Raw genomic sequence first — 12,199 nt, forward strand, 5'->3', positions numbered from 1 at the left:
TCTTAGCCCCACTGACCGTCCCTGCTCAATTGATGAGTGGGGACGGTACAAAAATCTCCTCAACCATCGCATCAGCCAGTCGTTTCGCCGAACACAATCGCGGCATTCCTAACGCCACATTTTGCCAACGCTGCGTCACCGACCAGCTCACCGGATGACGCTGCGCATCGCACCAGTCGCCTAACCAGCTCAGCATATCGTTATACTCGCCCGATCCGCCGACAACTGGCGTGCTGAGCCAATGATGATAGTAATGACGCGTAGCAGGCGCCGCATTCACGCTGTCCGCCAACGCCTGAGCGGCCATGGTTCGCAGGTTGTCTTTTAGCATTAACACCACATCGGCATTCGCTAACCGGCAGGCGTCACCGAAGGCTCCCCAGCGCAACTCCTCCAGCGCAACAAAACAGCGTCCAGGTAACGACCAACCGTCATATGCGCCAGCCCGCCAGCGGGTAAAAATTTGTTCGCTGTGTTCGCCCGCCTGAACCGTCAGGCCACGCTGGGTCAGCGCCTTCTCTTTATACGCAGCGCGTTGGGTAAACCAGTCAGTCAGTGAATTTATTTGTTGTAAAAGACCGGGGGTTGAAAGCCCACGCGGGTGTTCGGTTTGTTGTAAAAACTTCAGCCCTTCGGCAATACGCACCAGCGCCAGATGGCCTGGGTCGATCATGCCCGCCAACTTCTCTACCAGCTTAAGACGCATCACCAGATGCTCGCTGGATACTCCCGCCATCACCCACGCCCGTAGTTGTGTCTGGGATAACACCTCCTGCGTCAGACGCGCGCGCAGCCGCTGCTGCTGTTGCAGAAAACCGCCGGAACGTTTGGTTTCATCTCCCTGAACCAGATCGACCATAAACTTCGGGTAGACACACTCCAGCGTCCTCCCGGGGCCTTCCAGTAAAACGTTAGTCATGTGTGCTCGGTTGCAAAAAGGGTATTGATATCGTCACGCAGCAAACGGGAATCTTCATAAAGCCATGCCGCAATCGTAATGCGCTGCTGCAATTGCTCATTCATTGCATTCACCGCGGATTCATTTTGTTGGCGTAGCGTCAGACTCTCACTCAGGCTCGCCTGCAATTGCGCCAGACACAGTGAAAAATCTGCAAAAAACGTGGCCATGCCTGCCGTAACGGAAATATCGACCTGAGCAACTAAAGCTTTACGAATTTGTTGGCAAAACTGGGAGACATACTGCACAAGGTTCTTATGCAAAGCGCCCATATCAATGAGATAACGCGTTTTTGTTTCGACGTAATCATTCCATCCCCAGTTGGGTTGATTTAGCCAACGAGAGAAAGTGTCACGTACCGCACCACCAGTAGACGGCGCATTTTCTGCCGGAATATCCTGCTCAATGGCCTCGTTAAACAATTGGCGGGTATTGAAATTAAACATCGCTGTATGGAACGCTGGAAAACGGATCCGCGCACGAAAACCGGCGTGGTTTAGCTCCTCTTTCACCCTTTGCTCAATTGGCCGCATCGCGTCATTTAGCGCCCGGGAGAGTGTCGACTCAAGCTGTTCAAAACGCAGGGCTAAGTCACGGCTGATGCTTTCCTGCGCCGCCAGCAATACCCCCTCACAGGACGAGCGAATTTTATCTAACACAATTTTCGCCTGGCCTTCATCGTGCAGCACCAGCATTTCTCCGGCCATTTCTGCCGAGGAGACGCCAGTTCCCAGACTATGTTGTGACATCATCAGGACGTTTTCTTTGACAAAGAACGTGTTGATACCGCAAAGAATCTCGGTTTGTTGCTCTCTGAGATAGGCTGCAGCAGCTTCCAGCGCCAGTTCTACTTCATGGCTGACTTCATCGCTCACCCGCCCCTGGCTCACTTCTAACTGCTGCATATCCTCTTCAATATGCGTGATGTTCAGCCGTAGTTCGTCATAGGCGACCGTTAACCCGTGGGCACGAAACTCCAGATATTCGTGCACGCTTTGCGCATAGTTCAATAACTTATGTGACGCTGAGCGTAGCGCATACAGCGATGCATTGGCGTAAGCGGCGTGAATCACTTTCTGGATAGGCTGTTCAAACAGCGAGTCTTCCCACAACAGGTCGGCGGCATGACGGATATGCTCCGTATCTTCAAGATCGGTGGTGCGCCAGCGTCTGCCAAGCGCCGCTTCGGCAAAATCCTGCACCCAACGTTGCACCTGATGATCCGGCAGTCGCCCACGGGCCGTCAGCTCATGACGCGCCCTGTTTGCCAGATAGCCCCACATAGAGGAAACCGGATAGATTCTCTCAGGGGCAATACCACCTTGCATCAACGTGCCAGAAATCAACGCCCGCACCTGCTCTTCATCGTCACTGTTGCGGTCTTTCTGATCGAACTTGTTCACCAGCGCATACAGCGGTACTGACTTGCCAACCGCCATAATCGCCTGACGCACTTCCTCATCAGAAATCGATTTCAATTGGGTGTAATCCAACACTGCCAGCACCGCAGAGGCCCGTACCAGCTGTTCATTAAGCATTTTTTGTAAGTGCGGTTGTCCCGCCTCGTTCGGCCCCGGCGTATCCAGCAACGTTAATTGCCCTGGGTAGCTTGCTTGTCCGGCCAAATGGACAAACTCAACCTCAATAACCGGAATATGCTCAATCGCGGCATAGGCAGCAAAAGGAAAATCAACATCCAATGCTTTTGACAGGCGCACCAGGTCGTTCAGGCTTTTAAGGCAATGGAAAATAGGCTGTGCGCCAAGATAATACCGTTCAAATGCCACGCCGGTTTCAATATGCTGCAGCAGGACATTCATATCCTTGTCAATTTCCAGGGTCTGCGTAAGACGCTGGCGATCGCACTCGCGCACACGCTGCTGTAAAACCTTCATTAAGGCATCAATCGGCGCGACATGTGAAAAATGCAGGACTGGCTCTTTCTGCCCCGGCGTATGACGAATTAGCGTTGGTAACGCCGTCATGGGGCGATTACGATTAGGTAAAACTTCTGTCCCTACAATCGCGTTAATCGTCGTCGATTTTCCCGCTTTCATCGTGCCAACAATCGCCAGCACCATTTCCAGACGCGTAATCTTGCGCAACTCATTATTGAGCGTTGCTTGCTGGACATCCATGCCACGCGCGCTGAAGTGCAGGGGCTGAACAACCTGACTGCTATGCTCTCCTTGTTTTAGCGCGACATCATCCAACGACGTCATGGGCAATTTTTGCAATTGCCTGAGATGTTCAAGCGAGAGCATCAGCAAGCGTTCCGCTTCCTGACTTAATTCATATATTGTCTGTGTGTGCATGGAAAATCTTTCCTTAACGCAAATAGCATTGCTTTTATTTAGCCCAATCGTTTTATTTATAGATTTTTTGGCTTTTATAATTACGTGTGGAAATAATTAAAATCAAAACAACCAATTGATATTATTAAAATAAGTTTGGCGTACAACCGCTGGCCTGAAACCTCTCACTTATCTAATAAGTAAGAAAGATAAACAGCGTAGTTCAGTTTTAAAAAATGCCAGCTTAATCCCCCTACTAAAATTAAGGGGGATTGAGATATTCAATCACAATGACTTAGACATCCGCAGGCGATGTTACCTATGAATATCAGATATTTCGCCTCACCTTATCTTAAATAACCTGACGTAGCAATTTCCCTTAAAAAATATTACCCCATACTTTCATTGAGGTAAAAGCAAAGGGTCTTTACAGCAGATCATTTGCGTAATCACGCAGTAGTCCCGACAAAAGCAGGGATTTTATGTATAATTGCGGCCTTTTTCGGCAATCTGCCATTTTTTGGGCGCATTTGCCCCTGCTGACTTTTGAGGAAATCCACATGTCATTACCACACTGCCCACAATGCAACTCCGAATACACTTACGAAGATAACGGCATGTTCATCTGCCCGGAATGCGCGCACGAATGGAACGATGCTGAACCGGCACAGGACAGCGACGAACTGATCGTTAAAGATGCCAACGGCAACCTGCTGGCCGACGGCGACAGCGTTACCGTCGTGAAAGACCTGAAGGTAAAAGGTAGCTCTTCCATGCTGAAGATCGGTACCAAAGTGAAAAACATTCGGCTGGTTGAAGGTGACCACAACATCGATTGCAAAATCGATGGCTTTGGCCCAATGAAGCTGAAATCTGAGTTTGTGAAAAAGAACTGATGCAAATTGCCTGATGGCACTACGCTCATCAGGTCTACACCAGCTCATCTGCCAGGCGGGAAGCTCATACTTCCCGCCTGGTTTATTTATGCAGACGATAACTACACTTAACTGGTTTCTTTTACCTGAGGTAAAGATTATGCCGTTAAGTCCCTATATCTCCTTTGCAGGCAACTGCGCTGACGCTATCGCCTACTATCAAAAAACGTTAGGCGCTGAACTGCTCTACAAAATCAACTTCGGTGAAATGCCCAAATCGGCGCAGGATAGTGAAGATGGTTGCCCTTCAGGCATGAAATTCCCCGACACCGCCATCGCCCACGCCAACCTGCGCGTTGCGGGCAGCGACATCATGATGAGCGATAGCGCCCCGGACGGAAATGCTCACTACTCTGGCTTTACGCTGGTGCTCGACACGCAAAACGTCGATGAAGGCAAACGCTGGTTTGATAACCTGGCAGCAAACGGAAAAATCGAAATGGACTGGCAGGAAACCTTCTGGGCCCACGGTTTCGGTAAAGTGAGCGACCAGTATGGCGTGCCGTGGATGATCAACGTCGTCAAACAACAGCAACCCCCTACAGAGTAATCCAACGGGAGGCCAGCCCTCCCGTACTGTCATCAAATAGCGCTCAACTCTTCATCATCGAGTAACTATCCCTTAACGAAAACGTCACATTGATCCGCCACGATGGGGCCACTTTTTTAGGGAGGCCGCAGCATGCAAACGATTATTCGCGTCGAAAAACTCTCCAAGTCCTTCAATCAACATCAGGCGCTCAATGCGGTTGATCTGAACATCTGTTCCGGTGAGATGGTGGCTCTGCTTGGGCCGTCCGGCTCCGGCAAATCCACCCTTTTACGTCATTTAAGCGGTTTGATCGTCGGTGATAAATCACCCGGTAGCCGCGTCGAGCTGCTGGGCCGCACCGTTCAACATGAAGGCCGCCTGGCGCGCGATATCCGCAAAAGCCGCGCCCACACCGGCTACATCTTCCAGCAGTTCAATCTGGTGAACCGCCTGACAGTGCTGGAGAACGTCCTGATTGGCGCGCTCGGCAGCACGCCGTTCTGGCGCACCTGTTTTAGCTGGTTTACCGCTGAGCAGAAACAGCGTGCATTACAAGCGTTAACCCGCGTTGGCATGGCGCACTTTGCATACCAGCGTGTTTCCACGCTTTCGGGCGGACAACAGCAGCGCGTCGCAATCGCCCGCGCGCTGATGCAGCAGGCCAAAGTGATCCTTGCCGATGAGCCGATTGCTTCACTGGACCCGGAATCCGCACGCATCGTGATGGACACCCTACGCGACATCAACCAGACCGACGGCATCACCGTGGTCGTCACGCTGCATCAGGTGGATTACGCCCTGCGCTACTGCGAACGCATCGTCGCGCTGCGCCAGGGCAACGTCTTCTTTGATGGCAGCAGCCAGCATTTTGATAACGATCGTTTTGACCATCTTTACCGCAGCATGAACCGCGTCGAACAGAACGCGCAGGCTGCATAGTTCTAAAAAACCAGGCGTTATTGGCGCAGCCAGGCTGGAGACGGCCAGCGCGGAAAAACCGGAGCGTACACGCAGTACGTGAGGATTTTGAGCACTGCCCGGATTCAGGCTGGCAAGTGAAATAGCCTGGAACAATGACTAATTAAGGAAACGACATGAGCTATAAGACAGTTGCCGCGCTGGCCTTCACCAGCATGTTTAGCGTCAGTACCTTGTTAAGCCCGGCGCATGCCGAAGAGCAAGAAAAAGCGCTGAACTTTGGCATTATTTCGACCGAGTCACAGCAAAACCTGAAGCCGCAGTGGGAACCGTTCCTGAAGGACATGGAAAAATCACTGGGCGTGAAAGTGAACGCCTTCTTCGCCCCGGACTACGCCGGGATCATCCAGGGCATGCGCTTTAACAAAGTGGATATCGCCTGGTACGGCAACCTCTCGGCAATGGAAGCGGTGGATCGCGCGAACGGACAAGTGTTTGCCCAAACCGTTGCCGCCGACGGATCCCCAGGTTACTGGAGCGTGTTGATCGTTAACAAAGACAGTCCGATCAATAACCTGAACGATCTGATCGCCAAACGTAAGGATCTGACCTTCGGCAACGGCGATCCCAACTCAACGTCAGGCTTCCTTGTTCCCGGCTACTACGTCTTTGCCAAAAACAACATCTCCGCGAGCGATTTCAAACGCACCGTTAACGCCGGACACGAAACCAACGCCCTGGCCGTCGCCAACAAGCAGGTTGATGTCGCCACCAACAACACCGAAAACCTCGACAAGCTGAAAACTTCCGCGCCGGAAAAGCTGAAAGAGCTGAAGGTGATCTGGAAGTCACCGCTGATCCCGGGTGATCCGATCGTCTGGCGTAAAAACCTCTCCGAAACCACCAAGGACAAGGTGTACGACTTCTTTATGAATTACGGCAAAACGCCGGAACAGAAAACCGTACTGGAACGCCTTGGATGGGCACCGTTCCGCGCCTCCAGCGATCTGCAACTGGTGCCGATTCGCCAGCTGGCACTGTTTAAAGAGATGCAGGGTGTGAAGGACAACAAAGGGCTGAACGAGGAAGAGAAAACCAGCAAAACCTCGGCGTTGAAAGCGCAGCTCGATGACCTTGACCGTCTGACCGCCGCACTGGGCGCTATGACCAGCGTCACCAAAGCGGTGCAGTAACCCTGGTGCCCGGTGGCGCTTCGCTTACCGGGCCTACGGTGTTTTGTAGGCCGGATAAGACGCCTGCGCCGCCATCCGGCAATAACCTATGCACGGAGCTAAACATGCAAACCATCACCGTCGCCCCGCCCAAACGTAGCTGGTTCTCGCTGCTGAGCTGGGCCATTCTGCTCGCCGTACTGGTGGTCTCGTGGAAAGGTGCCGAAATGGCTCCGCTCACGCTGATCGAAGATTCCGGCAATATGGCAACCTTCGCCGCCGACTTCTTCCCACCGGACTTCAGTCAGTGGCAGGACTATCTCGGTGAAATGGCCGTCACCCTGCAAATTGCCGTCTGGGGGACTGCCCTCGCCGTGGTGCTATCGATTCCCTTCGGCCTGATGTGCGCCGATAACCTGGTGCCGTGGTGGATTTACCAGCCGATGCGCCGCCTGATGGACGCCTGCCGCGCCATCAATGAAATGGTCTTCGCGATGCTGTTCGTGGTCGCCGTCGGGTTAGGGCCATTCGCCGGGGTGATGGCGCTGTTTATCCACACTACCGGGGTACTCTCCAAGCTGCTTTCCGAGGCGGTAGAAGCCATTGAGCCGGGTCCGGTAGAAGGTATTCGCGCCACCGGAGCCAACAAAATTGAAGAGATTCTGTACGGCGTTCTGCCACAGGTCATGCCGCTGCTTATCTCCTACTCGCTGTATCGCTTTGAATCCAATGTTCGCTCAGCCACGGTAGTCGGCATGGTGGGCGCAGGTGGTATTGGCGTGACCTTATGGGAAGCGATTCGCGGCTTCCAGTTCCAGCAAACCTGCGCCCTGATGGTGTTAATCATCGTCACCGTCAGCCTGCTGGATTTCCTTTCCCAGCGTTTGCGTAAGCACTTTATCTGATTAGCGAGGCATTGATTGCTATGCACTTGTCTACACATCCGACCAGTTATCCAACGCGTTATCAGGAAATTGCCGCGAGACTTGAGCAGGAGCTACGTCAACATTATCGCTGCGGTGACTATCTGCCCGCCGAGCATCAGCTTGCCGCGCGCTTCGAGGTAAACCGCCACACCCTGCGCCGCGCCATTGACCAGTTGGTTGAACGCGGTTGGGTTCAGCGTCGCCAGGGAGTCGGCGTGCTGGTGCTGATGCGCCCGTTCGATTACCCGCTTAATGCCCAGGCACGCTTTAGTCAGAACCTGCTGGACCAGGGCAGCCACCCCACCAGCGAAAAACTGCTGGCGGTGCTGCGTCCGGCCTCCAGCCACATTGCCGATGCGCTCAGCATAAACGAGGGCGATAACGTGATTCACCTGCGCACCCTGCGCCGGGTTAACGGGATCGCACTGTGCCAGATCGACCACTATTTTTCCGACCTCACGCTGTGGCCGCTGCTGCAAGGCTTCAACAGCGGCTCACTGCACGACTATCTGCGCCAACAATCCGGTCTGACGCTGCTGCGCACGCAAACGCGCATCAGCGCCCGCCGCGCGCAGGCCAAAGAGAGCAAGGTGCTGGAAATCCCCAATATGGCGCCGCTGCTGTGCGTGCGCACCCTGAACCACCGTGAAGGCGAAGAACACGCGGCGGAATACTCCGTCAGCCTGACCCGCGCCGACATGATCGAATTCACTATGGAGCACTGAATGCATTTCGATACCGCCACCCGCCAGCGCTGGATGCGCGCCCTGGCTTACAGCAATGCCGATGCCCTGAAAGCCCGTATCAACGCGCTCAAACTGACGCCGGACTATGAACTTATCCGCGCACCGGAAAGCGGACTGATGCAGATCCAGGCCCGTATGGGCGGTACCGGTAACCGCTTCTTTGCCGGTGACACCACGCTTACCCGCGCAGTGGTACGCCTGAAGAGCGGCACGCTGGGTTACAGCTACCTGCTGGGACGCAACAAACAACATGCCGAGCAGTGCGCGGTGATTGACGCGCTACTGCAGGAACAAACGCATTTCCAGAACCTAATGGAAACCTTAATTGCCCCGCTGGAAGCGGAACGCGATGCGCTGATTAACGCACGCTGTGCCGAAGTTAACGCCAGCCGGGTCGACTTCTTCACGCTGGTACGCGGAGATAACGCATGACCTTACAGACCACATTTAATTTACCCGTTCAGGATGCTCAGCAGAGCTTTCGTCGCCTGCTGAAAGCCATGAGCGAACCGGGCGTAATCGTCGCCCTGCATCAACTGAAACACGGCTGGCAGCCGCTGGGTCTGGCGACCACCAGCGTGCTGCTGACCCTGGTCGATGGCGACACGCCGGTCTGGCTGGCGCCGTCGGTGGATAACGATATCGCCCGGCAGAACCTGCGTTTTCACACCAACGCGCCGCTGGTGGATCAACCACAGTTGGCGGCCTTTGCCGTCGCCGACGAACGTATCAGCAGCGAACAGCTTAACGCCCTCTCCGCCGGTTCAGCCGTCGCACCAGAAACCAGCGCCACGCTGATTGTGCAAGTCTCAGGCTTAAGCGGAGGACGCATGCTGCGTCTGACCGGCGCGGGCATCGCCGAAGAGCGCATGATCGCGCCACAGCTGCCGGAATGCCTGATTCACGAACTCACCGAACGCCCGCATCCGTTCCCACTGGGGGTCGATCTGATCCTCACCTGTGGCGAACGCCTGCTGGCTATTCCGCGAACCACCCATGTGGAGGTGTGCTGATGTACGTCGCCGTCAAAGGGGGCGAAAAGGCGATAGCCAACGCCCACGCCCTGCAGGAAAACCGACGCCGGGGCGATGAGACCATTGCTGAACTGAGCGTGGCGCAAATCGAACAGCAGATGAACCTGGCTGTTGATCGGGTGATGACCGAAGGTGGCATCGCTGACCGCGAACTGGCTGCACTGGCGCTCAAACAGGCCAGCGGCGATAACGTCGAGGCCATCTTTTTGCTCCGCGCCTACCGCACTACACTGGCAAAGGTAGCTGTCAGCGAACCGGTTAACAGCGCAGAAATGCGTCTTGAGCGCAGAATCTCCGCGGTCTACAAGGATATTCCCGGCGGGCAGCTGTTGGGTCCAACCTATGACTATACCCATCGCCTGCTGGATTTTACCTTACTGGCCAATGGCGAAACCCCGCCTCTGCGCAGCGCAGACGGCGCGCAGGATGCCTCCCCGCACGTCTTTTCCCTGCTGGCGAACCAGGGCCTGGCAAAACGTGAAGAGGATGATGGCGCGACACCCGACGACATCACCCGCACGCCGCCGGTTTACCCCTGCTCACGCGCTTCACGTCTGCAACAGTTGATGCGCGGTGACGAGGGATATTTGCTGGCGCTGGCCTACTCCACCCAGCGCGGCTACGGGCGCAACCACCCGTTTGCCGCCGAAATCCGTAGCGGCTATGTGGCACTGGAAACCGTACCGGAAGAGCTGGGATTTGCGGTGAACGTCGGCGAACTGCTGATGACTGAATGTGAAATGGTCAACGGTTTTGTCGCGCCAGAAAATGAATCCCCCCATTTTACCCGCGGCTACGGGCTGGTGTTCGGTATGAGCGAACGTAAAGCAATGGCGATGGCGCTGGTGGACCGCGCCCTACAGGCAGCCGAATACGATGAAACGGTCACAGGACCGGCGCAGGACGAAGAGTTCGTGCTGGCGCATGCGGATAACGTCGAGGCGGCGGGTTTTGTTTCGCACCTCAAACTTCCCCATTACGTCGATTTCCAGGCCGAACTGGAACTGCTCAAACGCCTGCAACAGGAGGCCACCTGTGACCACTAACCTCTCCGGCTACAACTTTGCCTATCTTGATGAGCAGACCAAACGCATGATCCGCCGCGCAATTCTGAAAGCGGTAGCGATTCCCGGTTACCAGGTACCGTTTGGCGGCCGTGAAATGCCGATGCCATACGGATGGGGAACCGGCGGCATTCAACTTACCGCCAGCGTGATTGGCGAGCCGGACGTGCTGAAAGTGATTGACCAGGGTGCGGACGACACCACTAACGCCGTATCGATTCGTAATTTCTTCAAGCGTGTGACCGGAGTGAATACCACTGAGCGTACGGAAGATGCGACGCTGATCCAGACCCGCCACCGCATCCCGGAGACGCCGCTGGTGGAAGATCAAATAATCATCTTCCAGGTACCGATCCCCGAGCCGCTACGCTTTATCGAACCGCGTGAAACGGAAACTCGCACCATGCACGCGCTGGAAGAGTACGGCATCATGCAGGTGAAACTGTATGAAGATATCGCCCGCTTCGGTCATATCGCCACCACTTACGCCTATCCGGTGAAGGTCAACGGCCGCTACGTCATGGACCCGTCGCCCATCCCGAAATTCGACAATCCGAAGATGGACATGATGCCAGCCCTGCAACTGTTTGGCGCAGGCCGCGAAAAACGCATCTATGCCGTTCCACCTTACACCCGCGTGGAAAGTCTCGATTTCGACGATCACCCGTTTACCGTGCAGAGCTGGGATGAACCTTGTGCCATCTGCGGCTCAACCCACAGCTATCTCGATGAAGTGGTGCTCGATGACAGCGGCAAACGCATGTTTGTCTGCTCCGACACCGATTACTGCCGCCAACAGAGCGAGGCCCTCAGCAAATGACGCAACCGCTGCTTTCAGTCAACAACCTGACCCATCTCTACGCGCCGGGCAAGGGCTTCAGCGATGTCTCTTTTGACCTGTGGCCAGGCGAAGTGCTGGGTATCGTCGGCGAGTCCGGTTCTGGCAAAACCACGCTGCTGAAATCGATCTCTTCACGGCTGACGCCGCAGAGCGGTGAGATTTTGTATCAGAACCGTTCGCTGTACGGCATGAACGAGGCCGACCGTCGCCGTCTGCTGCGCACCGAATGGGGCGTGGTGCATCAGCATCCGCTGGATGGCCTGCGCCGTCAGGTCTCCGCAGGCGGCAATATCGGCGAACGCCTGATGGCCACTGGCGCGCGTCACTACGGCGATATCCGCGCCACCGCGCAGCGCTGGCTGGAGGAGGTGGAGATCCCTGCCTCGCGTATCGACGACCTGCCAACCACCTTTTCCGGCGGTATGCAACAGCGCCTGCAGATCGCCCGCAACCTCGTCACCCATCCCAAACTGGTGTTTATGGACGAACCCACCGGTGGGCTGGACGTTTCGGTACAGGCCAAACTGCTGGACCTGCTGCGCGGCCTGGTGGTGGAACTGGATCTTGCAGTGGTCATTGTCACCCACGATTTGGGTGTGGCGCGTCTGCTGGCAGACCGTTTGCTGGTGATGAAGCAGGGTCAGGTGGTGGAAAGTGGATTAACCGACCGCGTGCTCGACGACCCGCACCATCCGTACACCCAGTTGTTGGTGTCGTCCGTTTTGCAAAATTAAACATCGGATGCCGGATGGCAGCTTACGGGGCGCTTTTTGTAGGCC

Annotated in this window: 13 protein-coding genes; 11 read left to right on the forward strand and 2 right to left on the reverse strand. The window is 55.2% G+C overall.

The window, feature by feature from the left end; translation table 11 throughout:
- Positions 1–25 precede the first annotated feature (25 nt).
- Complete coding sequence (locus SK39_RS09445) at positions 26–919, reverse strand: diguanylate cyclase regulator RdcB family protein (RefSeq protein WP_048216937.1); 894 nt, start codon at positions 917–919, stop codon at positions 26–28.
- Positions 916–3,273 carry a clamp-binding protein CrfC gene (gene crfC / locus SK39_RS09450; RefSeq protein WP_032938139.1) on the reverse strand — a complete coding sequence of 786 codons (2,358 nt, stop codon included), beginning with the start codon at positions 3,271–3,273 and terminating at the stop codon, positions 916–918. Before crfC ends, SK39_RS09445 begins: the two co-directional genes overlap by 4 nt.
- A 539-nt stretch (positions 3,274–3,812) precedes the next feature.
- On the opposite strand from crfC, the gene SK39_RS09455 reads away from it, so the two are divergent.
- From SK39_RS09455 to phnK, 11 genes are all read left to right on the forward strand, one after another.
- Positions 3,813–4,148 (forward strand): zinc ribbon domain-containing protein YjdM, encoded by a 336-nt coding sequence (locus SK39_RS09455; protein WP_003031835.1) that lies wholly within the window; start codon positions 3,813–3,815, stop codon positions 4,146–4,148.
- A gap of 139 nt (positions 4,149–4,287) precedes the next feature.
- The gene (gene yjdN, locus SK39_RS09460) at positions 4,288–4,737 is read left to right on the forward strand and encodes a VOC family metalloprotein YjdN (RefSeq protein ID WP_003031832.1); all 450 of its coding nucleotides are present in this window, start codon (positions 4,288–4,290) and stop codon (positions 4,735–4,737) included.
- Positions 4,738–4,869: 132 nt separating this feature from the next.
- The gene (gene phnC / locus SK39_RS09465) at positions 4,870–5,658 is read left to right on the forward strand and encodes a phosphonate ABC transporter ATP-binding protein (RefSeq protein WP_003841124.1); all 789 of its coding nucleotides are present in this window, start codon (positions 4,870–4,872) and stop codon (positions 5,656–5,658) included.
- Positions 5,659–5,813: 155 nt separating this feature from the next.
- Positions 5,814–6,830, forward strand: a complete 1,017-nt coding sequence (gene phnD, locus SK39_RS09470; protein ID WP_003031828.1) for a phosphonate ABC transporter substrate-binding protein — start codon at positions 5,814–5,816, stop codon at positions 6,828–6,830.
- 104 nt (positions 6,831–6,934) lie between these two features.
- A complete protein-coding gene (gene phnE / locus SK39_RS09475; RefSeq protein WP_003841119.1) occupies positions 6,935–7,714 on the forward strand; it encodes a phosphonate ABC transporter, permease protein PhnE in 780 nt (259 codons plus the stop codon).
- 20 nt (positions 7,715–7,734) lie between these two features.
- Positions 7,735–8,460 (forward strand): phosphonate metabolism transcriptional regulator PhnF, encoded by a 726-nt coding sequence (phnF, locus tag SK39_RS09480; protein ID WP_003031826.1) that lies wholly within the window; start codon positions 7,735–7,737, stop codon positions 8,458–8,460.
- Positions 8,461–8,913: a phosphonate C-P lyase system protein PhnG gene (gene phnG / locus SK39_RS09485; RefSeq protein ID WP_016149423.1), complete on the forward strand. Its 453-nt coding sequence runs from the start codon at positions 8,461–8,463 to the stop codon at positions 8,911–8,913. It abuts the gene before it with no gap.
- The gene (phnH, locus tag SK39_RS09490; protein WP_048216938.1) at positions 8,910–9,494 is read left to right on the forward strand and encodes a phosphonate C-P lyase system protein PhnH; all 585 of its coding nucleotides are present in this window, start codon (positions 8,910–8,912) and stop codon (positions 9,492–9,494) included. Before phnG ends, phnH begins: the two co-directional genes overlap by 4 nt.
- Positions 9,494–10,561 carry a carbon-phosphorus lyase complex subunit gene (locus SK39_RS09495; RefSeq protein ID WP_044702163.1) on the forward strand — a complete coding sequence of 356 codons (1,068 nt, stop codon included), beginning with the start codon at positions 9,494–9,496 and terminating at the stop codon, positions 10,559–10,561. Before phnH ends, SK39_RS09495 begins: the two co-directional genes overlap by 1 nt.
- Positions 10,562–10,607: 46 nt before the next feature.
- Positions 10,608–11,399, forward strand: coding sequence for an alpha-D-ribose 1-methylphosphonate 5-phosphate C-P-lyase PhnJ (phnJ, locus tag SK39_RS09500; protein ID WP_230472398.1), 792 nt, complete (start codon positions 10,608–10,610; stop codon positions 11,397–11,399).
- The gene (gene phnK, locus SK39_RS09505) at positions 11,396–12,154 is read left to right on the forward strand and encodes a phosphonate C-P lyase system protein PhnK (protein WP_003844769.1); all 759 of its coding nucleotides are present in this window, start codon (positions 11,396–11,398) and stop codon (positions 12,152–12,154) included. The genes phnJ and phnK overlap by 4 nt, the downstream gene beginning before the upstream one ends.
- The last annotated feature ends 45 nt before the right edge of the window (positions 12,155–12,199 follow it).

The sequence above is a fragment of the Citrobacter sp. BIDMC107 genome (assembly GCF_001037575.1).
In the GTDB taxonomy this organism is placed as follows: domain Bacteria; phylum Pseudomonadota; class Gammaproteobacteria; order Enterobacterales; family Enterobacteriaceae; genus Citrobacter; species Citrobacter freundii.